We start from the raw sequence: 21,804 nt of genomic DNA, 5'->3' as shown, positions 1-21,804 counted from the left end.
TTTTTGCTTGTATGCCTTAAATATATAAACTAGTATTACTAGTAAAGCACTTGTGATGAGCCCTAGACATGCGGATGCGTGACGATATCATTCTATGCTGAGTATATATACTATATACTCATACCCAATCAATATATCACTAACTAATTTATCAAGTTCTAGGAGAAAGGCTTTAAATTAAATATACCTATTCACGATTGATGAGTAACTGCACGACTAGGTTAATACTTGGTAATCATGCGATTGCCCATGGAGCATTGGAGGCTGGGGTAGCGGTTGCTGCTGGCTATCCAGGTACACCATCAAGTGAAATAATTGAGTACCTAATTGATTATGGTAAGGAGTTCGGAATCTACGCTGAGTGGAGTAGTAATGAGAAGGTTGCCTTTGAGGTGGCCTATGGCGCAGCTCTCTCTGGCGCTAGGTCAATGACAACAATGAAGCACGTGGGACTTAACGTAGCCATGGACCCACTAATGTCAAGTGCCTATACAGGCGTTAAGGGCGGATTTGTTATAGTCACGGCTGACGATCCAAACATGTGGAGTAGTCAGAACGAACAAGACAATAGGTGGGTTGGTCTCCATGCCTATATCCCTGTCTTTGAGCCTTATGATCCGCAGAGCGCCAAGGACTTCATAAGGCTTGCCATTGAATTTAGTGAGAAGTATGGTCATCCAGTAATGATGAGGACAGTCACCAGGGTATCCCATGTAAGGGGCCCAGTAACAATATGTACACCAGAGGTTCCTAAATACGCAAGGGAGTACGTTAAGGATCCAAGAAGACACGCACTAATACCTGCGCATGCCCGTTCACTTAAGGAGGATCTACTAAGGAGGTGGAGTAATATTGAGAGAGGTGTTAATGAATTGCCACATACCTACATTAATGATGGTAAAACCCTCATAATAACCAGTGGTGTAGCCTTTACATACGCATTAGAGACCGTTAAGAATTACGGCATAAGAGCAAGCATATTAAATGTGGCGACTCCTGTCCCATTACCCAGAAAGGTCATTACTGATGCTGTTACTAGGACTGATAAGGTTATTGTTATTGAGGAGGGAGATCCAGTAATTGAGTATCAATTAAAGGCCCTACTTTATGATGAGGGCATTAGGGTGCCAATACTTGGTAAGGCTGAGAACATCTTTAACAGGGTTGGTGAATTAACAATTAATTCCGTAATGAGTGGATTATCAAAGGTCCTCGATATTGAAAACCCACTTACATCAATAAAGACTGTTAAGGTTGATTACACACCACCGTCAAGACCACCAGTCTTCTGCCCAGGATGCCCGCACGCAGCATCATTCTATGAATTAAAGGTTGCCACGGCAAAGTCAGGCGTTAAACCCGTATTTAGTGGTGATATTGGTTGCTATAGCCTAGGTATTAATAACCCATTCAATGAACAGGATTTACTAACGAACATGGGTAGTTCCCTAGGTCTAGGCATGGGTCTCTATCACGGTACTAATGGTAGGACCATGGTAATATCAATAATTGGAGACTCAACATTCTTCCACGCAGGCCTACCCGCCCTAGTTAACGCGGTCTATAACAAGACACCAATGCTGATACTGATCCTCGATAATAGGGTTACAGCAATGACGGGTGGTCAACCAAATCCCACAAGTGCAATTAACATTGAGGACGTTGCCAAGGCAGTAGGTGTGGATTATGCGAGGACCATAGATCCATTTGATAGTAAGAGGGCTCAGGAAGTTCTGATGGAGGCCATGAATATTGTTAAGAAGGGTGGTGTTGCAGTCGTGGTAATGAAGAGAGGCTGTGCGCTAGAGGCCGCCAGGTTATTTAGAAATTACGTGACGCGTTACTACGTGAACCCAGACGCCTGTAAGGCCTGTGGAATATGCTATAACCTAATTGCATGCCCAGCAATTGTGCCCCTTGAAAATAGGAAGGCTTGGATTGACCCCAACATGTGCGTTGGATGCTCGGTATGCGCCCAGGTTTGTCCATACGATGCTATTAAGCCGGAGGGCAATGTTAAGGATTGGCTAAGGAAGTGGGCTGAAATGTGAGGTGGTGATTATGAGACTTAACATATACCTAGCTGGGGTCGGAGGTCAGGGATTAGTGACCTTCGCGACAATACTTGGCGATGCAGCAATAAGGGCTGGTTACAAGGCATTGGTTGCAGAAACTCACGGCCTCAGTCAAAGGGGTGGTTCCATAGATGTTCATGTTAGGATAGGGGACGTGGATGCGCCACTAATACCTAAGGGAGGCGCTGATATTATTGTCGCGTTCGAAATACTCGAAGCATTCAGAGCCCTTGACTATGCTAATGAAAATACAATATTTATAGTAAATAGGAGGTTAATAAGGCCAACAGCAACGAAACAGAAAATACCAAGTATAGAGGATCTAGAGAGCATGTTGAAAGGGAGCATTAAGAATATTTACATTGTGAATGCCTACAACGATGCCATTAGACTGGGTAATGTAATCTACGAAAACACGGTAATACTGGGCGCCCTATACTCAATAATGAAACTAAGCAATTACATACCACAAAACATAATTGAGGAATCAATTAGAACAAACATTAGGAGAGACACCGATAAAAACCTGAAGGCCTTCGCACAGGGCCTAAAATACGGCAGCAATAACAATAATAAGCAATGATTCTAGAATGCTATAGGAAGTGCAGGAAGTACGAAAAGCGCTAGGAGGAATACACAGAGTGCGTAAATAGATGCATAAGGGAATCTGAAAATAAGAAGAAAAGAGGCAAAAATAAAGGAATTCATAAACGCCTGGCTAAATGCAAAGTATAGGAGGAGGTGAAGATTGTGATTATTAATGGAGAAAATAGAGAAAATTTTTACATTTTTATTTGTAACATTAAAAACGCCAAAATTACTTCTCCCTAACTATCCTTAAATCAACACCTATTGTCTCAGGACCTATGGCCACCGCAGCGCCATAAATAATACCTGCCAAAATAAGCCAGAAGGCAGCCACAAACCAAATATTTGTACCCTCAATGGCGTGGAAAACGCCATACAGTGGCATCGAGTAGAGGGGCATCCAAGCACTAATGAATATGCCGGAGCTATAACCAAAACCAACACCAGAACCGCTCTGTCGAGGGCGGTTGTTGTTGGTTGTTTCCGCCCTGGCTTCATTGCGGCGACTCCCTGGCCCCTCACCGCGGTTCGCCCACGAGTCTCGGGAACCAAGGACCACCAAGACATATTCTAAAGGGAAGGGTTTAAAAACCTTCTGGGGTATATATCCCTAAATGAAAGATACGGGCTTGCCAGATTACATTGCTATAAACATTCCCTTCACGGTCAATGGGGAAGAGGCCAAGCTGGTTTGGTATACTGCTTGGTTTTCCAAGTTGTGTGCCCATAGGCTATTAAACGATGTAAAGGGTAATGATGCCCTACTTGGCTTTTCGCAGGCAAGCTTCCTTAAGTATGCCCGTGAGAGGTGCTATGAGCTTTTACCAAACAGGAGGTACATAGATGGTGTGGCAACCCTAGTGCACTCAACACTTAGGAGTGCTAGGAAGCTAGGGGTGAACATAAGGGACATAGAGCTAGGGCAGTGGTTGTTATTCCAGAGCGAGGCGGAGAGCGAGAAGAGGGGAAACTTGAACATAAGGCTGTTATCAGTAAATAAGGCTGAAGTGCTAGTGCTGAATTATGATGGAGCTTCAAAAAGGATAGACATAGGGCTGAAGACGCCTAAGGGCTATGTGGAACTGTTGAAGGTGCTCATAGAAAGGGCAGGCAAGTATGAAGTGGGCTACCCAGCTAGGGTAATGGTTAGGGGATACAACTTCCGCCCCGGCAACATGCACCTGTACTGTGGTCTGCAGGTCATGGTGCCGTACAGCCTATATCTCGATGTTATGAGGAGGTATAGTGAGCCTAGGGGGAATCTGATTGGTGGTGTTGATGTGAATGTTAATAGGTTAAACTTAGCCATAGTTGATAGGTATGGTAGGTTGAGGGATGTGAAGACGTTTTGGTTCAGGGAGGTAACGGCTAGGGGGTTTAAAGGAGTGGTTGCATGGACGAAAATACACCAGGCAATACATGAGCTGTTAAACTATGCCTATCACCATGGTGTTTCAGCAATATCCTTAGAGAATCCCAGGACCATTGGTTATCTTAGATATTACTGGGTGAGGAATGGTGATAGAGGCTCGAGAAACTACAACTATAGGGTAAGCATTTTCAGGAGCAGGACAATAGAGGTGATATCCTACAAGGCACCACTTTATGCCATGAGAACCATCTATGTAAACCCCAAAGGAACAACAAACTCGCAACAACATGATGAGGTAATGAGGAAATACGGGCTAGATAGGCACACAGCCTCAGCATACCTAATAGCACTAAGGGGGATAAACAAACAAAGAAAATAAACACAAATAAAAACAAAAAGACACTTGTTAACACAAAAAGGAAACAGCTCTCCACCTGGGCGCTGAGTACTCCATGGCGAATGGATGACCGGCCGCGTACTCACCACCAACAAACACACCAAGTATGAACCTAATCAAGGCATAGACCCAAAAAGCAACCCAACCAACCTGGGCGTATGTGGGTATTGCGGCCGTTAAAGCACTCATTATCATCAACGTATCCCTTCTACCAATCCTATCAGCAAAATTACCAAACAAGGCATTACCCACAGGCCTCGCAATCATCGTAAAGGCATAACCAAGCAAAGTCAGGAAATAACCAACCACGGACTTAGAGAGTCGGGGGGTAAAAGCACGGCGGCCAATATCGGCGTCATCGCAGTAACAAAAGTCAGATCATACGCATCAAGCATAAAACCAATGAACTAAGAGGCAACAGCACTACCCGCCCTAGGAGGCCATTTATAATGCTCCGGAGCCCACTGAACCTTAACCATACAAAAACACTACAAAGGAATTATTAAAGAATTACTCTATGAATAAATAATAAAAACAAAGCAATTAAATACAAAAGACTATAACAGAACGCTAAAAAGTACTAAAACATTTCCTAGCAAAATTAAAACAACAATGGGTGGTAGCCGGGCCCGGATTCGAACCGGGGTCAACGGGTCCAGAGCCCGCCATCCTTGGCCTCTAGACGACCCGGCTAGTAATGATAATAAAGGGCCCAGTTTAAAAGCGCTACGCATCGCAACACCAATAAGGCCTTGAGTAATGCCTAAGGAAAGTAGGGAAAGCATAAGTCCATTAATAAAACAATCACTTAAAATAACCAATTACCATATTAAACCACGCGACCACGAAAACAATGACCAATATGGTCACGTTAGAAGACCTAGCAAGGAAGGAATACGAAGTAGAGGGCAGGAAACTAAAACCAACAAAGGTTTGGAAGGTGCAGCCTAAGGGTAGGAAGGGCTTCGTAATGGCACTGTTCAAGACGCCCGATGGCAAGACAGTAAGAAAAGTCATAGCCAAGGTAGACGAACAAGGAAACATAATAACCTAAGGCTAAAACAAAACAAAACCTCAAAATCAAAAACAACCAATTTCTCCCCTTTCTCTTCCCCTCCTCCACACAAACAAAACTTTCACAAAACACCACTGAACAGGAATAACCACGAAAAATAATAAACACAACACCCAGAAAAACACCATGCAAAGCAAAGACACAAACCAGCCACTACCCACAAACATAAACGCAACCTGAGCAAAATGCAGAAAAAGGCGTGGCTGTATCGCGATAAGCGATATAATGGATTATGAGATTAAGAAGCTCATAAACGACGCATTAACTGAGGCTTATATACGCATTAATAACCATGACATTAATAAAACAATAGAGGGATTGATAAAACAACTCAGGGAACTCATAAACAACACGAACTTCAATGATAACAATACTAATTTACAGAACATAATTACGACCAATATCGAGGAATTAATAAGCATGATCAAGGATGTCGAGAATAAATGGAACCACGCCTATAAGAATGATGTCAACAGCACCCTCAAAGAATCACTCGCCGGTAAAAACAGGGTGTTCGTGGTTAAGGGCAGGTACGGTAGTCTATTCCTTAAAATACGTGGTAAATTAACATCAATAGAAATTGAAATAAAAAGAAACAAAAGCCATTCAGTGGTTACCCAGATATACCTCAGAGGCTTAAGCACAAGAACACTAATAATACCTAACATGCTCAATCTAAGCGATAATGAATTCTACGATTTAAGACTCGGCTTTAGAGCCGGCGACGGCATCATATACGAGGGAAGACCAGCAATGAAGACAAGACAACTATGGCAATTAATACTCTGGTCATTACTGTACCCTGGCGAAGTTGAAGTCTCAATAAAAAGCCTTGGATTCACAAAAAAGAGCGTTAACATAACGTGGTTCATATACTCCAAAACTCACAAAGAAACAATCAAAAACAAGGATATAGCATTCCAAGAACTAGAGAAGAGGATATCATCACGGAATATGCTCACACTCATATTGAGTGACGGCAGTATTGACTTAAAGAAAAAGAACATAAAGATGAGCGCCGGATTAAGTAACTATGAAAAATTAAGCAAAGCTCTAACACCACTATCAAACGAATTGAAAATTAAATATCAAATATCGGTAAAGGACACGGGAGCTGGAATAATATTTTGGAACAGCAACGCGGTAATCCTAGCCAGGCACATAGTTAACAATCTCCCAAATAAACTGAAGAAGATCCTCAACATACTCGAGGAGAAACTTAACCTTGATAAATGGCGTAAATTAAAGGCACTGGCGAACGTAAGCATTGGGCGTATGCATGGATCGTCCCAAGTAGAAATTTATGGAATTAAATTCAACGTATTATTAACCGAAAAGACAATACAACTAAGGACATGTTGCGGAAAAAATGTAACATCAACGAGATAATAGCGATACTAAATAAACACAATATAAACTATAAACTGAGGGACACTGAAAAATTACCAGAAATATACATACCCTGGAGCGAAATTAAAGAGCACGATGATCTACTTAATGAAGTAATAATAATGGCTAAAACAAACAGTAAATAATAATGAAAAGAGCCATAGAATAAGAGAGCTAGCGAATAAATGGCTTAATAAAATAGGAATTGAATAGGCATGAGGAATTGAATTTTTTGGTCCCCCGGCCGGGACCTTCGCCGTGGCTCTCCACCACGGCTTCGAACCCGGGGCCTGCCGGTTTCTATCTTTTCCACGGGCTTTTTGGTTTGTTGCCCGTGGGGCTGGCTACAGCCGGCCGCTCTAACCGCTGAGCTACCGGGGGCGCGTTGGTTTTATCTTGTTTGTTTTTTAAGTCTTTGCCCTGGGTTGGGTTTGTGGTTGTGTGTTGGTGTTTTGGTGGTGTGTTTGGTTTTTGCTCACTGCTTATCTTGATAGTGTGGGTGTTTAAGGCTGTGATGAGAGAAGGCGGCAAGGGAGGACCAAGGCGGATTCAACTCTGCTCGACCCACTTTTTATGAATAGGCGGAGTAAAGAAAAGTCCTGTGAATTAATGATTTTTGATGGGTGTGAGAATCACCTCACGCGGGTGGTTGTTTGTGATTGTGCTCGTCCTCGCCCTGGTTGATGTGTTTCTCATTACTGCGTTGTTCAAGCCCTCTGTGGCCTCGATCATTATTAATGCTGTTAGCAATGCCGTGAGGTTTGTATCAAGCATTACCCATAGGCCCGGTGCTGCGTATGGGTCGCTGGGGCGTGGTGGCTTCATGGTTGTTCCCGCCAAGCCTCAGCCGCTTGTCCTCCCCGTCACTGCCTATGTGGTTGGTTCGGGCCGGTTCATTAGTGGGTTGGTGGGTCTTGGTCAATTATCATCATTGCCCAATGACTCCATCGTTATCATTGACTGGGATTTCGTGAATGAGACAATGCACACCTCACTAAACCAACTGGCCGAGCAACTCGAGGGTGTGGTAGGAAGGGGTGACTTGGTAATACTCTACACGGAAAACCCAGGGCAAGTACCAATGCTCGAGGAGGCAATAGCAGTGGCATGGGGAAACCACTACAAAAGCAAAGTAATCGGGTATCCGGTCATGCATGTTAATGGTTCGGCGTATGTGGTTGGCTTTGGCGGCAGGAATTACCTAGTAATAAGTCCGGTACAGGTGAGTGGTGAGTATACGGTTACGTTGAATGGATTGATTTCGTATTGGGTACAGATCAATAAAGTAACTACAGATCAATTGCCGCTAAGAAACATGGACTCAACATATTATGATGTAGACCTCTGTAGGCAAACATTAGAGGCAATACAAAGTAATAATCTTAATCAATGGTTCTTCGGTACTGGGGTGAATACGATCATGGATACTAATACTGGTAATGAGTACGTTTATGATTATTGCATAACCGGTGTTTACGAACCATCTGGTTCCCCTGCTGATATTCCTGTTGAATACCTTGGTTTCAACAATATTGTGGTCGGCAGTAATGGTGGCGGTGGTGATTGGGGCTACTATAATGTTGGTATTAATATGACTGCTGGATACTACATAGATCAGGAAAATGGCTACAACTCATACATGTCGTGGACTGGTACCCCGGATGCGGCACAGCCGGGTAGTACGAGTTGTAGTTCGTTCAGTTCACCATCCACACTGGAGGTGGTTGAGCAGATCGCTTTGGAGGTCCTAGAATTCATTTATGACGCCGCATTGGAATCTGACCCATCAAGCCCTGTTTACTCGCTGACGGCGTCGCTGTCCATAGTCAATGGTCCGTATGTATCATCGGGTATCCTAAGTAGCCTTACTTGGTCCATAGGTGTTGAGAATCAGAATTGGTTCTGCGCACCAGTACAGACACAGATAGGTTATGAGTACCCGGTAGGTTTCGGGGTGCTTGATGGTCAAGGTCTTTGGGTCGTGAACCCAGGCACTATAAATACTGCAGCATCACCGGTATACTCTGGCAATGTGGCGATATGTTATCCATTGTCCTCAGGTTACCTGGTTGAGCAATTCTTCAGCCAGGGATACTTCGTACTTCAATATAACCCAAGCGCAACCTACACAGTAAGTCTCCTAAGTAGTTATTACGGTCCATCATCTGGTTCAGGCTCGTATGAATTACCATCATCCACATGCCCATGAGAAATTAACGCAATCATTATTCCTTTAAAATCCTTGGACAATATTTTCTTTGTATCTCAATACCTCATTCTAAGTCATGTAGGTTTGGCTATGAGCTTATGGTATACTGCTCGTGACTATAGCTTCACATATTTATTGAGAAATTGCTGATGTAGGTAGCTGTAGCTATAGTATTAATAATCATAATACTATGATTAAGGATTAGGTTATTTCTATGGATAGGATTTAAAAGAGCTTACGTTTTTAATTCCCGAGGGTCATGTTTTTCAGATTCCGCAAGCGCTTATTAGTAACTATGTCAATGATTATTATGGTTATCCTGGGCCTCATCTTGGTTCTTCACGTTGTTCATAGGCCGTTGGTGGGGGTTGTCAGTACTAACGGTGGGGAGGGCTTGGCTGTGACCAATGCGCCAGGATTGTTAGGGCTATTGAGACTATGCCTAGGGCGAGTATGGTGATCGCCATTAGGCGCCTTATATTGGTGGGTTTCACAGTACTCATTGTTGTTTAGTCTTGTTGGTGGTATTTTTTACCTCGGGTGTTCAGTTAGGGTGGTTCCTGCCTTGTTATTATGTATTTTGCGTTTCCTTCTCTTTCTATTTTTAGTTTTAATTCCTGGGCTATTGCCGGTAGGTAGAGTACCAGGGTTCTTATGCATTGCTGTGATGCCCTTATTCCATACCTTGTTTGGTGCCATGCGTGGAAACACGCCATTGTTATCTTGTATTCATCATCCCTCGTTATGTTCCTCCTGCAGTTCTTAATTACGTAGTTCACTATGAATTCCCTAATATCGCTTATCCCACATCTGTGTTTCTGTTCCTGTCTTTGCAGTAGTTTTTGCTTCACATAATTATTTTATCCACTTGATTTATAAATTACTTTCAGTGTTTGGGTTGAAATATTTTGTAAAATTGAAATCACTCGCGAGGCGGCTCTCTCAGGAGCAGCACCTCAACGTAATCGCCCTCCCTAATTATTTGCCCCCTTCTCGTGAACACTAGCCCATTTATCATTAGAAGCGTGTGCGTCAGTGAACTACCTTGTCTCGGTATGTTCCCAATAAGGTACTCATTACCAACCCTCCTAACCCTAACCCTGTACTGCCTTGCAATCTCCTCATCACCTAGCGAGCCCTTAGCCAGTTTAGCGGTAACCCTGGGTTCCGGCATACCTATCTTGACGCCAGCCATTCGCTTAATAACATCATTAACAACTACCGTGAGTGCATTTAACGTTGATATTGGGTGGCCGGAGAGGTTTATGATGACCTTATTATTACTCAGTACGGCTAGGCCTGTGGGTTTACCTGGCCTCATTCTTAGGCCCCTAATGTATGCCCTGGGCTTTAGGGATTGTGTGACCTCGTACACGTAATCTATACCACTCGGCCCCGTACCCCCCGTGGTTATTACTATATCTGCCTGGTCGAGACCGTGAAGTATGGCACTTCGTATTGCGTCTGGATTGTCGGGTACTATTGTTTTGCCGATAACCTCGGCGTAGGGAACGTACATGTTGACATAATCTTTGATCATTGATGCCGTGCTTTCTATAACCTTTCCATTGACTATTGCATTAATAACATCGCCTGGTTCCCTTGCCTCTACGAGTTCGGAACCTGTGGCGATCACGTAAATCCTAACCTTCCTCCTAACCCAAACCTCGCCGATGCCAAGTTCCAGCAGTGCTGGTATGTCCCAGGGCATTATAACCGTGCCTTCCCTGAGTGCCACCTCGCCTTTCCTGGCGAAACTACCTGCTGGGTCTACGTTTTCCCAGGGCTTAACCGCCTTATTAATAATGACCTCATTATTGCCAACAACATCAACAAACTCCTCAGGGACAACAGCGTCGGTGCCATCTGGTAAGTAGGCGCCGGTGGTTACGTAGGTCGTCTCCATGGGGCCTACCTTAATACTTGGGACCTCACCAATACTTACTGAACCAACAAACCTTAACTTAGTGGGTACCTTGGTAATGTCTTGACTTCTAACGGCGTAGCCGTCATAAGCCACCTTAGGGCGTGGTGGTATGTCTATGGGTACAATTATGTCCCTCGAAAGTACTCTACCCATTGAGTCCCACACGGGTACTGGCTCCTCATTAACAGTACTTAATGTATTTACTGCATTGGTTAATTCCTCAAGTTCATGTGGTATCACGAACTTATATTCATGAGGCTTCACGTGGCTTAAAGGGCAATGCGCTATTTAAAACTCTAGCAGCATTAATAATTGGTGTGGGTGAACAATTAAATACTGAGGTACTGGAGGGTGTGTATCAACTGATTAATTATGATGATGAGAGAGAGGAGACCTTGATTCAGGACTTTAGTTTGAGGTATGGCGATAGGTATATGGATGTGCTTAATAGAGTTAGAGAGTTCATATCATCAATTGGGGAGGATGTGGGTAATAGGATTAAGAGATTTTATGAGACATTGGCCGACCACTCAATGAGCAAGGTTAGGGGTTTCGGTAATGCGGCTTACGCTTTGGTTAAGTACATGGGGCTTGGTGGTGATGAGAACGTTCTTAAGGTTCAATTCACCCTCATGGGTTTTAACGAGGATATTATTACTGAGCTAATAAGGGCTGGGGTTTTAATGCATAGGAGGAGGGGTGTATTGTTCGTACCTGAATACCTAATACCCAGACTCCTTGAGATGAGTGGGGATATTCCAATACCCAACATTAGGGAATCACTGGGTGACTTAGATGCCCTTGAGCTGGTTGCCGTGGAATCCGCGGCCTTTGGCTCAAAACCCATTAGTTGGTTGTTTAGGGCTATTTATGGAATTGATTTTAAGGAGTTTGTACTTAAAACGAGAATTGGCAATATACTTGATGGCTCCATTGGTGAACCCATACTTAACCCAGTCATTGATTTGAGGGAACTTAGGACCGTGATTCATGAAATGAAGGACTCCAGCGCTAGGTCTATGAGGAGGATCATCAGCCCTCATGGTCAGTACACCTATAGCAGGATTGCAAGGTGCGGCATTGTATATACAGTGTTTGGTGAGGGCGGTAGGGAATTGATAATGCTTTATCCATGGATTTTACCAAGTAGGAGGATTCTGGATTACCACTCACGGGAGGATAGGGTCATCATAATAATGCATAGGCCTGGTGAGGAGTTTACGGATATAATGAACAAGCATGTTAGTGATTTACCACCTCACACAGGATTTGTATTCATAAGCGGTAATGAGACAATGGTCTATAAACCTCAATCCCTGGATAGGGCCTTTGACTCATTCCTCGATTTCCTATATAGGTCGAACCTAAGAGTTATTTATCTTAACTAACCTTTTATGAGACCAATAACGAGACCTATTATGAAAGCCAGTGATGAGTATGGGATGGCCCCTACGAACTGCTGTGTCTTTGCGTAGGCAGCACTCATTGCGTAGCCTGCATAGTGAAGTATTGAGACTAGGGTTGATGGGCTTAGGTAGCCTAGGGCTATTGCGAGTATTACTATGGCCAGTAGTACTAGGGCAACACCGACTAACTTCCTTATTAATATACCCACTAATAGGCCTAGTACGAAGAGCCCTATTATACTAACAATCTGTGTTAGTGTTAAGCCAAATACTTCCATAGTGAGAATTTATTAGCGAAAATGGTATAAAAAAGTTAACTCTTATTGCTAAGTATTTCCTTAATGGCGCCGGACAATAATTCAGATACTTCACGACCCTCCTCCTCAGTTAGGTAGTGCCTACCAACGATGTGACCAGTCATTGGTATTACATGGAAGTGCATGTGGAAGACAACCTGACCAGCTTCAGCACCATTGTTCTGAATAATCCTCACGCCAGGTACATTCAAAGCCTTGATTACTGCCATGGCCACTGTCTTCGTAACCGTGATTACACGGCACAATTCATCACTCGGTATCTCCGTTATATCCCTATAATGCCTCTTTGGCATGACGAGTGTGTGACCCCTACTTATTGGGTACTTATCGAGTATTGCGATTACATGGTCATCTTCATAAACCACATAGGCAGGTTCCTCACTCCTAACTATCCTACAGAACACGCAATCCATATGATAAATGCCCATAATAATCATCACTTTTAAGACTTAACATATGGCGCCATACGACGAAACTGACAGCAAGTAGAAACTCACTGCAAATATTGCAAGCACCACTACAAAGACTATCAGTAATAAGTCACTGACACTACCCCTACTCAGGTAACTCATTAATAAGTACACTCCAGAAATTGATAATATTAGGGCTAGGATCTCCATTAATGTGAAGGGGCCTGAACATGTCGAGAGAACACCAGGTGTATAGACTGCATACCAAAAACCCATTATGAATAATACAAGTATTAATGCTGCTATTATACCAAGGATCGTAAGCCACTTACTTGGTGTTACTGAGCTCATCAAGGTACGTACCTGGAACAACCCCCTTTTAAAGATTATACACTAACGTAAGTAATATGCTTTAAATACTTGGATTATCATCAAAGCCTAATGAATGATAATGATGTGAGCATTCATGGTAAGGTGCTATACTCTGGGATTGAGAAATGCCCTGTGTGCGGTAGGGATGCGCTCCACGTAATTGAGATACTATATAGTGACCCAGCCTTTGGTGATTTAATACTGTATAGTAATCAATGCGATTACTGTGGCTATAGGAGAGTTGATATTCAGTACCTTAATTCAAAGGGCCCTTCGAGGATTACCTACGATGTTAAAGACGATGTTGATGTGTATAAGACCTACATATTTAGGTCAAGGAGTGCGAGGATAAGTAGCCCCGAACTTGGTTTTGACATTGATCCAGGGCCTGATGCGGAGGCCATGATAACGACTGTAGAAGGCCTATTGTTGAGGATGATCGATGTTGCTGAGAGGATGGAGGTTCTGAATGAGGGTGATGAGGAGAGTATACGCAGGCTGAGGGAGTTCAAGGATAAGGTGCAGAGAGCCCTCCAGGGTGGTTTTAGGTTTAGGATAATTATTGAGGACCCAAACGGTAATTCAATGATTAAACCACCACCAGGTCGTGACTCGAGTGTTCGCATTGAACCGCTTAACCCAATGACGTGATAACCCTTTGAGTTAAGTTTTTAATTTCCTAGCTATGCCAATAGTTGATGCCTAGGCGTAGACGTACATCGGGGATGTCACCATTCATTGCCGCTGGATTAGTCAAGTTTAATGAGGCTAAGGAAATCGAGAAAATTAAAATAAGCCCGCAGGCCGTGGTATTCCTTGGTATTGCAATTTCATTGCTAGTAATAATATTGAAGTTCCTAGTTCCTCTTTGAGTTCCTCCTTCTCGTAATTCCTCCTTCATGCACCGCTCTTATTATATCCTTAATTAACTCAGGCTTTTCCTCAATTATAGTCCCCGTAACCACCGCATCAGCACCCGCCAAAGCCAACTCACCGGCCTTCTCAGGATCCCTAATACCACCACCAACTATCAATGGCTTACTAACCAACTGCTTCACCCTGGAAACCATCCTTGGCCTCACGGGCTCACGGGCACCACTACCAGCCTCGAGGTATATCATGTCAAACCCCATTAACTGTGCAGTATATGCGTAGGCCAGCGCAATGTCATCCCTGTCATAGGGTATTGGCCTGGCGTGACTCACATAACCAACTGCGCCACCATCACCGATAATGATGTAAGCCAGTGATATTGGTTCCAGGTTCCTGAACCTCTTCACAAGCAGTACCGAGGCTTGTATTTGGGCACCGACTATGAAGTATGGATCGGCGCTATTGAGTACGCTGAGGAAGAATACGGCATCGGCGTGCCTACTCAGGTTTGCCACGCTACCTGGGAATAGGATAACGGGTATCTTCAACGAATCCTTAACAGCCCCTAGATACTCATCTAACTGGCCCTCGGATATCCCCAGGGAACCACCAACCATTAATGCATCACTACCGTATTCCTGAACCATTAACGCCAATTCCCTAAACTCCCTAGCACTCACCTTGTCTGGGTCAAGTAATGTCATGTGTATTGTACCAAGCTCAGTAATACGACCTAATAGGTAATCCTTAATACCCATTAATAATGAGAAACCCTATTGAATTTTAAATATCACTCCTCGGTATATTCAGTACCCTCTGAATACTCGCCTTCTCCCTCTCCATAAACCTCCTCAGAACCAATCCCCCCACTGAGCTCCTCACTACTTTCATTAAATGACTCACTTGATTCCTGATCCTCATTAAGTAGTGGATTCGTCTTAGGCGCTAATTGTGATAATGATACCGTAACCTCCTTCTTAGGCTTTATCTGTCCCTGGTAATAAAGGTCAACGAATTTATTGAAGTAATCCACGGGAAGTAAGCCAGGTATGTAATTGAACTCGGCCTCAAGACCGCAATTACCACAGTTAACCAATACCTTCCCTTCCTTCTTATCGAGCTTTACATTAACCAATGGCGCACCACAATGTGGGCATGTGAATATCTTGGGCAGGGTCTTCTTAGGCCTAAGTAGTAATTTCTTACGACTTTTCCTTCTACGACCCATCGAAGCCACAACTAAGTCTTAATATAAATACCTTTTTCTTAATACTAATGAATTTCTAGTCAATGAATTCCTGCCACGAACAATCAGGGATTAAGTATATACCTAGGTTTAATCAGTCGGGTAAGTTATCGTCATCGATCTGCGTAACTCTGTATCATCACATGACCAGACCGTGTAACGCCCTATCTCCTCATAAAATATCGAAATAATACTTAAAAAACCTTATCGAGCAATTAATTGATGCATGGAATAATCATGAGTATTAATGATACAGTAATTGCTTATTCATTAATTGCAATTGCGGCGCTGATAATCTCATTAATATTGGCCTATGCTGCATTGAGGATTAGGGTTATAACAAGGGATGCGATCATACCGTCAATACTCGTAGGTTCAATGATACTCCTCGGTGGGCCATCCTCAATACTACCATTCATAGTGTTTCTAGGTAGCTCGAGCGTCCTTACTAAGGTTGGTGTTGAGAGGAAGGAGGAACTCGGTACTGCGGAGGATGTTAAGGGAAGGAATTGGAAGCAGGTATTGGCTGTGGGTTTAGTACCCAGTACCCTGGCATTATTGGCGGGTATAGCCTATTTTAATCATAGTATGGTGATGTACCAATTACTCTCCACAGCCGCTATTACGAGCATTGCCTACTCAAACGCAGATACATGGGCCTCAGAGTTGGGTGTTCTCAGTAATTCAAGGCCGAGGTTAATAATAAGGCCTTGGACCGTAGTCGATCCAGGCGTGTCTGGTGGTGTTACGTTATTGGGTGAGGCGAGTTCGCTCCTCGGTTCATCCACAATAGCGCTGACGTACCTCGGCATTCAGTACCTACTCAAGTTCCTGGGCTATATTGATTCCGTAAACATTTGGTTTGTAATTATTGTTTTAATTCTTGGTTATTTGGGTGAGGTTCTTGACAGTATTTTTGGGGCTTTGTTTCAACCTAAGTATAAATGCCCAAGGTGTGGTATAATGACTGATAGGGAGGTTCATGTATGCGGTGAGAGGACTATAAGGGTAATGGGCAGTTATGACCTTGAGAATGAGGATGTAAACCTACTCGTATCAGCGATAATAGCTGCGGCATCCATAGTAGTACTGCTGTTATTGTTTGGTCCTCACGTTGTCATTACTGATTTATAAAGCAAGTAGGTAAGTAATAGGTCTTACGAGCAAACATAAGTACAGGCATATTTATTGCATATTTATGCCTGGATATACAGGGCTATTACGTATACGTAATTAACCATGAACCCTTTAAATCCAGCTGTCTACGTCTACTTAATGACCCAAATAACAAATATTTACGCGGACTTTAGGAAGATTGAGGAGCTGGTTGCGAGGGGTTTGTGGGTGGCCGTTAAGTACGCAAGGGGTACCTGCGTGAGCTTTACACCGAAGAAGATCCTTGAGTATGCGGAGTTTAATGACGCAATACCCGTGGTACTCACGCTGGTTAAGCATGTTCTTAAGCAACTTAGCGATGAGGGTTATTTACAGGTTGATAGTAGTAGGAGTGTTGTTAGGTACAAACTATGCAAGGATTCAAAGCTTTGGGGCCTAATTAAGCAGAGTAGTGGTCCTGAGGATATCTTAAAATTCCTTGAGGAGGTTACTCAATAATTCAATTCCTCACTGAAATACACACTTATAATACCTTTGAATTACATAATTATCTCAATGTCAAGAGAGGATAATGACCAGGTAAGGAGAGAATTAAGGGGATTTGGAGAAACGAACTTGATAGGTATCATTAGGGGTATTATTAATTCCACTGAGGATAATGACTTGGAGTACCTAGAGATCGATGGAAGCACTTTAGCGATTAAGATTGATGGCTTATCACTATCAACATCTAGAATGCCCTTCATGACCTACTTCGATATGGGTTGGAAGGTTATGGCATCCGTAGCCAGCGACTTTCTCGTAAAACTTAGTAAACCACTTTACGCAGTAGTCTCCATAACAATGAGGAATAACTCAACAATTGATGAGTTTAGGGAAATAGTGAAGGGCTTGGGTGATGGAGCTAATTACTTCGGTATGAAATACCTAGGTGGTGACCTAAATGAGGGATTAGATGATGTCATTGATGTTGCAGCCGTGGGCAAGCCATTGGTGGGTATTATAGGTAGAAATCCCAGGGTCGGCGATACATTAGTCACTAAGCCCCTCTTTGGTTATACGGGCCTAGTCTTCAAACTATATTATAACAACGAGTTAAATAGGTGGATTGACGCAAGGGCTGTTAAGGAGGGCATTGAAATACTAAGAAGACCTAAACCAGAGATGAGCATGCTAGATTATCTCAAGCAGTACAGGGACTGTATTTCAGCGAGTATGGACTCAAGTGATGGGCTTGGCAAGGTCCTATGGACAATGTCAATTGACGGTAAGGTAAGAATAAGCATTAATGAATTACCAATTAGTGAGGATTTCCTCGATTCATTAAGTGGTATTCCAGGTGTTAATATTGAGGAGGTAGTGTTTAATGGGGGTGAGGAGTTCCTACCAATCTTCTCAATAAGGAGAGAATGCGTACCTGAGTTTGAAAGGCTTGGTTTTAAGTCATTCGCAACGGTCGAGGAAGGTAGTGGCGTATATTTTAAGGATTCGATACTTAGGTACAGAGGTTGGGATTACTTCATTGGTTGGGCAAGTACCTAGGCCTCTAAAGCCCTTATTTCACCCTTCACGAATATCTCACGTGTTAGTGAGACTATAACTATTATCGCCATTACATAGAGGGCTGTGGTTATGATGAACATTAATTGATACGAGAACTTAGCGGGTAGTGTTATCCATAGTAATGGCTTTAATGAAACGAGTACTGATGCTTGGTACATACTCATTAATGAACCAGCAACGGCAGGTCCCCAAGCACCACCTATGTTCCTAAAGACTGAGTTCAAGCCCGTGGCTAGGCCCATATTCCTCCTACCCACTGAGAACACGAGTATGTTTATCACGGCTACATTAACCATACTAATGCCAGCAGATAGTACTGACATTGATCCTATCACGTATGATAAGCCGTAGAACGAGGTATAAGTCAGCATTAAAAGGCCTATTATTGCTATTGAGGAACCAATGATGGCTAGTTTCTTGGCGCCAATGTTTGTAATGATCCTACCAGCTATTGGCGCAATAATCATTTGAACCACAGCCATTGGTATCATCATAATACCCGCATCCAGTATTGACAGGCCATAACCAAGTGGCTCAGGTGACTCAAGTAGGTAGGTTAGGGCTTGAGCCATTAGGAATAGGGCAAATCCTGCCAGGGCAACACCAATGTTAGCCGCCATGACATTCCTATTACCCAGTAGGTTTATTGGTACGAGTGGGTGATTAACAGTTGTTTCGTATAGTATGAATACCCCAAAGCCAAGCACGAAGAGCATTAGGAGGGACATAATTGTGGGGTCTGTCCAACCGTAAGTGGGTGCGTCAGTGACGGCTATCAAGCCACTGGCTAGGGATGTAGATAGTAGGAACAGACCAACCCAGTCAATTGGTTGTGGATTCCTTACCCTACTCTCCCTAATGTATAGGTATACCATTAGGTCCTCTATGATTATGAATGGATAGACTGTGTGATAGGTGGCTTGCCAACCAAGGGTTTGGGATACATAAGCACCAAGTGGTAGTGATACCGCCATACCGACACCGAACATGGCACTTATCAATCCCTGGACCTGCGGTATCATGCGCGGCGGGAACTCCTCCCTAACTAGGGCGAAGGCTAGTGGCATCATGGCCATGCCAACACCCTGCAATGCCCTACCTACAAGGAGCATTCCGTAACTTGTCGAGAAACCCGTGATGAGGGCGCCAATTGTGTATGTTATCATTGTTATTATGAGCATCCTCTTCTTACCATACATATCACCCAGCTTACCCATTATTGCCGAGGATAGAGTACCCATCAGTATGTATATTGATAGTATCCAGGAGGCGTCAGCAGTGGATATGTTCATATCCCTTTGAATTGTTGGTAATGACGGTACAAGCATCCCCTCTGTATACATAACAACGAGCGCCAGTGTGACCAGTATCGCGGTTGCACGCCACGCATAGGCAACGTCATACTCACCCTCTAAACTAACTCCACCTCCACGCACCTATCATCACCGCCACAAAGCACCTCATAATACACGAGCCTACCCTGGTAATTACCTGATCCCTGATTAGTATTATTTACTTGAAATCCACGGTTATTATTACCTAATCTACGCCTTCTTATGGCTGCAATTATGCCTATTATGACAACGATTATTATTAGTATGAGCACTACCCAGAGCAGCACATTTGGTGCTGGCTTCACAGTTACGTAGGTCGTCACGGACTCAGACAATGGGTATAAAGAACCCGTCTGATTCCATACAAATGTCAACACTAATGGATAATTACCTGGCCTAGCGTTTGAATCAACATCAACTAGGAATGTCACGTTTATTTCCTGACCAGGCTTTAAATCGCCAATGAATGCTTGCGACGCTGTTAATGCCGAGAGTGGGTTACTCGAGGATACGTGTGGCTGTATTACCTGGCCTGTGGATATTGCCACCATTATGTTCTTAGCCTCAACAGGTCCTTCATTCATTATTGTTATTGTTATGGGGACCTTAGATGCGCCTGGTGATAGTGTTGGTGATGTTATTGTACTGAGCATCGCACCCAGGTTTGATAGACTTGGGTTTGGTGGTTGTGGATAACTAATACTTACTATGGCTAGGTTTGCCTTAGGCCTTACATTAAGTTGGTAGTACCTGGTTATTGATCCGCCATCGTAGGTTACCGTTATACTCATTGTGTAATTACCGGAGTTGCTCGGTAGGCTTATGGGTACCGTTAACTGGATTGGTTGACCAGGCGGTATAGCACCAAGTATTAATGGCATGCTTATTAATGGTGAGGCCCCCGTACCGTTGATGAATAACTCGGCGTCATAGGCCATCCCAGACCCTATATTGACAATGCTTAGTATTAACTGAGCCATTGGGTAACCCTGAAACACCTCAGGCGGGTTCGTAGCCACTGACTGAACATAAACAATGGGTTCCTGGGGCACTATCAATGTTGCATTGATTACGTCATCAACACCCGTGAAGTAATCAACCCTGAGCTCCAGCGTGTAATTACCCTGGGAGATGTAGCTGGGAACATATGCATAAAATGTTAATGGCACTGGTTGACCAGGTGGTAGGGCAGGTAGGTGCTGTGTAGTGTTTATTATGTTGATTTGTGGTGGTGTTGAGAGCAACGTAACCGTAACATTGTAAACTGGCGTGTTTCCGTAATTAGTGAGGTATATTGTTAATGGCACGTATGAATTCGGTAATGCCTGGACCACATTATCTGGCGTGCCTATCATTGCAGTAGCCTCAAAACCAGTATAACCAAGTATGGGTACTGAGACGTTTGTATTAACGCTCTCCGAGGTTTGGGAAGTTGATATTGAGGGTATTGAACCCATCACAGTGGGTATTTGTATAGTGACTGGCACCGTCTTAACACCCGTTATTATGGGCTCACCATTATAAAGTGTTGTCGTCACTAGGGTGGTCACGGGTATTGAGATTGTTTGGTAGGTAATTAACGGTTTGATACTTGTTGTTATATTAACCTCGGTGTAATTAACAGTAATGGGGACTTGGTAAATACCCATGGGCGTATTAGGATCAACCTGAACATAGACAATGCATGAACTATTACCCTCAGGCGGTACAACAGGTATTTGGCAGTAATTCGATGATGAATTGACGTAGTATATGGGTTTTATTAACGAGGAATTGATCGTTATGGTCATATTAAATAAGTACGCCTGCGTTGGATTAAACACAGTAAATACTAAGTATGAATCCTCACCAGGTGCCACGGGTTGATTCAACAACCAATGCGCCAGTATTATTATAGATAGTGATATCGGGTCCATCGAAACACACCAAACAAACAACCCCTTTAAAAAACATTCTCAGTTATCGAATAGATATCGATGAAAAAGCACGCACAAAAAATTAAAAAAGACCATGAAATTAAATTAAACCTGCGGGGGTGCCCGAGCCAGGTCAAAGGGGACGGGTTTAGGTCCCGTTGGCGAAGGCCTGCGTGGGTTCAAATCCCACCCCCCGCACCAAAGATTAAACATTATGTG

24 protein-coding genes and 3 tRNA genes are annotated in these 21,804 nt (G+C 43.5%); 14 read left to right on the top strand and 13 right to left on the bottom strand.

The window, feature by feature from the left end:
* Positions 1 to 200: 200 nt before the first annotated feature.
* Complete coding sequence (gene iorA, locus VMUT_RS08435; protein WP_013604998.1) at positions 201 to 2,051, top strand: indolepyruvate ferredoxin oxidoreductase subunit alpha; 1,851 nt, start codon at positions 201 to 203, stop codon at positions 2,049 to 2,051.
* 10 nt (positions 2,052 to 2,061) lie between these two features.
* Positions 2,062 to 2,658 (top strand): indolepyruvate oxidoreductase subunit beta, encoded by a 597-nt coding sequence (locus VMUT_RS08430; protein ID WP_048057259.1) that lies wholly within the window; start codon positions 2,062 to 2,064, stop codon positions 2,656 to 2,658.
* A 234-nt stretch (positions 2,659 to 2,892) separates the two neighbouring features.
* Here VMUT_RS08430 and VMUT_RS12675 read toward each other — a convergent pair whose 3' ends face one another.
* Positions 2,893 to 3,222, bottom strand: a complete 330-nt coding sequence (locus VMUT_RS12675; protein WP_237699631.1) for a hypothetical protein — start codon at positions 3,220 to 3,222, stop codon at positions 2,893 to 2,895.
* Positions 3,223 to 3,277: 55 nt separating this feature from the next.
* On the opposite strand from VMUT_RS12675, the gene VMUT_RS08425 reads away from it, so the two are divergent.
* Positions 3,278 to 4,414, top strand: a complete 1,137-nt coding sequence (locus VMUT_RS08425; protein ID WP_048056975.1) for an SSO2105 N-terminal domain-containing protein — start codon at positions 3,278 to 3,280, stop codon at positions 4,412 to 4,414.
* A 27-nt stretch (positions 4,415 to 4,441) separates the two neighbouring features.
* Here VMUT_RS08425 and VMUT_RS13125 read toward each other — a convergent pair whose 3' ends face one another.
* Both VMUT_RS13125 and VMUT_RS08415 read right to left on the bottom strand, forming a co-directional pair.
* Complete coding sequence (locus VMUT_RS13125) at positions 4,442 to 4,741, bottom strand: MFS transporter (protein ID WP_013604994.1); 300 nt, start codon at positions 4,739 to 4,741, stop codon at positions 4,442 to 4,444.
* A 308-nt stretch (positions 4,742 to 5,049) separates the two neighbouring features.
* Positions 5,050 to 5,125: transfer RNA gene (locus tag VMUT_RS08415), tRNA-Gln, on the bottom strand.
* Positions 5,126 to 5,294: 169 nt separating this feature from the next.
* Between VMUT_RS08415 and VMUT_RS08410 the strand changes: the two genes are divergently transcribed.
* Together VMUT_RS08410 and VMUT_RS08405 are read left to right on the top strand one after the other, a co-directional pair.
* A complete protein-coding gene (locus VMUT_RS08410) occupies positions 5,295 to 5,486 on the top strand; it encodes a chromatin protein Cren7 (RefSeq protein WP_013604993.1) in 192 nt (63 codons plus the stop codon).
* Between the two features lie 246 nt (positions 5,487 to 5,732).
* Positions 5,733 to 6,896, top strand: coding sequence for a hypothetical protein (locus VMUT_RS08405; protein ID WP_013604992.1), 1,164 nt, complete (start codon positions 5,733 to 5,735; stop codon positions 6,894 to 6,896).
* Positions 6,897 to 7,129: 233 nt separating this feature from the next.
* Here the strand turns inward: VMUT_RS08405 and VMUT_RS08395 are convergent.
* Positions 7,130 to 7,277, bottom strand: a tRNA-Tyr gene (locus VMUT_RS08395).
* 274 nt (positions 7,278 to 7,551) lie between these two features.
* Here VMUT_RS08395 and VMUT_RS08390 point away from each other — a divergent pair.
* Positions 7,552 to 9,105 carry a hypothetical protein gene (locus VMUT_RS08390; RefSeq protein ID WP_013604991.1) on the top strand — a complete coding sequence of 518 codons (1,554 nt, stop codon included), beginning with the start codon at positions 7,552 to 7,554 and terminating at the stop codon, positions 9,103 to 9,105.
* A gap of 310 nt (positions 9,106 to 9,415) precedes the next feature.
* Entirely contained in the window at positions 9,416 to 9,565 is a 150-nt protein-coding gene (locus VMUT_RS12855) for a hypothetical protein (RefSeq protein WP_158304806.1), read from the top strand.
* An 88-nt stretch (positions 9,566 to 9,653) separates the two neighbouring features.
* Here VMUT_RS12855 and VMUT_RS08380 read toward each other — a convergent pair whose 3' ends face one another.
* Both VMUT_RS08380 and VMUT_RS08375 read right to left on the bottom strand, forming a co-directional pair.
* On the bottom strand, positions 9,654 to 9,956 hold the full coding sequence (locus VMUT_RS08380) for a hypothetical protein (RefSeq protein WP_148224712.1): 303 nt from the start codon (positions 9,954 to 9,956) through the stop codon (positions 9,654 to 9,656).
* Positions 9,957 to 10,027: 71 nt separating this feature from the next.
* On the bottom strand, positions 10,028 to 11,296 hold the full coding sequence (locus tag VMUT_RS08375) for a molybdopterin molybdotransferase MoeA (protein ID WP_013604989.1): 1,269 nt from the start codon (positions 11,294 to 11,296) through the stop codon (positions 10,028 to 10,030).
* Between the two features lie 53 nt (positions 11,297 to 11,349).
* On the opposite strand from VMUT_RS08375, the gene VMUT_RS08370 reads away from it, so the two are divergent.
* Entirely contained in the window at positions 11,350 to 12,420 is a 1,071-nt protein-coding gene (locus VMUT_RS08370) for a hypothetical protein (RefSeq protein WP_013604988.1), read from the top strand.
* Here the strand turns inward: VMUT_RS08370 and VMUT_RS08365 are convergent.
* Genes VMUT_RS08365 through VMUT_RS08355 form a run of 3 tightly spaced genes read right to left on the bottom strand, consistent with a single transcriptional unit; the run spans position 12,417 to position 13,516 of the window.
* Positions 12,417 to 12,716: a hypothetical protein gene (locus VMUT_RS08365; RefSeq protein ID WP_013604987.1), complete on the bottom strand. Its 300-nt coding sequence runs from the start codon at positions 12,714 to 12,716 to the stop codon at positions 12,417 to 12,419. The genes VMUT_RS08370 and VMUT_RS08365 overlap by 4 nt on opposite strands.
* A gap of 35 nt (positions 12,717 to 12,751) precedes the next feature.
* Positions 12,752 to 13,168 (bottom strand): HIT family protein, encoded by a 417-nt coding sequence (locus tag VMUT_RS08360; RefSeq protein ID WP_048056971.1) that lies wholly within the window; start codon positions 13,166 to 13,168, stop codon positions 12,752 to 12,754.
* Between the two features lie 36 nt (positions 13,169 to 13,204).
* Complete coding sequence (locus VMUT_RS08355) at positions 13,205 to 13,516, bottom strand: hypothetical protein (RefSeq protein WP_013604985.1); 312 nt, start codon at positions 13,514 to 13,516, stop codon at positions 13,205 to 13,207.
* A gap of 90 nt (positions 13,517 to 13,606) precedes the next feature.
* Between VMUT_RS08355 and VMUT_RS08350 the strand changes: the two genes are divergently transcribed.
* Both VMUT_RS08350 and VMUT_RS08345 read left to right on the top strand, forming a co-directional pair.
* Entirely contained in the window at positions 13,607 to 14,188 is a 582-nt protein-coding gene (locus VMUT_RS08350; RefSeq protein ID WP_013604984.1) for a ZPR1 zinc finger domain-containing protein, read from the top strand.
* A gap of 47 nt (positions 14,189 to 14,235) precedes the next feature.
* Entirely contained in the window at positions 14,236 to 14,409 is a 174-nt protein-coding gene (locus VMUT_RS08345; RefSeq protein WP_048056970.1) for a preprotein translocase subunit Sec61beta, read from the top strand.
* On the opposite strand, the gene VMUT_RS08340 is transcribed toward VMUT_RS08345, so the two are convergent.
* Entirely contained in the window at positions 14,395 to 15,168 is a 774-nt protein-coding gene (locus tag VMUT_RS08340; RefSeq protein ID WP_013604982.1) for a phosphoglycerol geranylgeranyltransferase, read from the bottom strand. The genes VMUT_RS08345 and VMUT_RS08340 overlap by 15 nt on opposite strands.
* Positions 15,169 to 15,200: 32 nt before the next feature.
* A complete protein-coding gene (locus VMUT_RS08335) occupies positions 15,201 to 15,638 on the bottom strand; it encodes a hypothetical protein (RefSeq protein ID WP_013604981.1) in 438 nt (145 codons plus the stop codon).
* A gap of 240 nt (positions 15,639 to 15,878) precedes the next feature.
* Between VMUT_RS08335 and VMUT_RS08330 the strand changes: the two genes are divergently transcribed.
* The 3 genes from VMUT_RS08330 to VMUT_RS08320 all read left to right on the top strand — a co-directional run bounded on the left by VMUT_RS08330 (position 15,879) and on the right by VMUT_RS08320 (position 18,314).
* Complete coding sequence (locus tag VMUT_RS08330; RefSeq protein WP_013604980.1) at positions 15,879 to 16,790, top strand: DUF92 domain-containing protein; 912 nt, start codon at positions 15,879 to 15,881, stop codon at positions 16,788 to 16,790.
* 141 nt (positions 16,791 to 16,931) lie between these two features.
* Positions 16,932 to 17,270: a hypothetical protein gene (locus VMUT_RS08325; RefSeq protein WP_013604979.1), complete on the top strand. Its 339-nt coding sequence runs from the start codon at positions 16,932 to 16,934 to the stop codon at positions 17,268 to 17,270.
* 57 nt (positions 17,271 to 17,327) lie between these two features.
* Positions 17,328 to 18,314 carry a thiamine-phosphate kinase gene (locus VMUT_RS08320; RefSeq protein ID WP_052298527.1) on the top strand — a complete coding sequence of 329 codons (987 nt, stop codon included), beginning with the start codon at positions 17,328 to 17,330 and terminating at the stop codon, positions 18,312 to 18,314.
* On the opposite strand, the gene VMUT_RS08315 is transcribed toward VMUT_RS08320, so the two are convergent.
* Together VMUT_RS08315 and VMUT_RS08310 are read right to left on the bottom strand one after the other, a co-directional pair.
* On the bottom strand, positions 18,311 to 19,771 hold the full coding sequence (locus VMUT_RS08315) for an MFS transporter (protein ID WP_048056969.1): 1,461 nt from the start codon (positions 19,769 to 19,771) through the stop codon (positions 18,311 to 18,313). The two genes, VMUT_RS08320 and VMUT_RS08315, sit on opposite strands and share 4 nt — an antisense overlap.
* The gene (locus VMUT_RS08310; protein ID WP_013604976.1) at positions 19,747 to 21,585 is read right to left on the bottom strand and encodes a COG1361 S-layer family protein; all 1,839 of its coding nucleotides are present in this window, start codon (positions 21,583 to 21,585) and stop codon (positions 19,747 to 19,749) included. Before VMUT_RS08310 ends, VMUT_RS08315 begins: the two co-directional genes overlap by 25 nt.
* 113 nt (positions 21,586 to 21,698) lie before the next feature.
* On the opposite strand from VMUT_RS08310, the gene VMUT_RS08305 reads away from it, so the two are divergent.
* Positions 21,699 to 21,786 (top strand) — tRNA-Leu (locus VMUT_RS08305).
* The last annotated feature ends 18 nt before the right edge of the window (positions 21,787 to 21,804 follow it).

The sequence above is a fragment of the Vulcanisaeta moutnovskia 768-28 genome, from assembly GCF_000190315.1.
Lineage (GTDB): Archaea > Thermoproteota > Thermoprotei > Thermoproteales > Thermocladiaceae > Vulcanisaeta > Vulcanisaeta moutnovskia.
The sequence above is the reverse complement of the archived record's forward strand: the minus strand, read 5'-3'. Positions and strand labels throughout refer to the sequence as shown.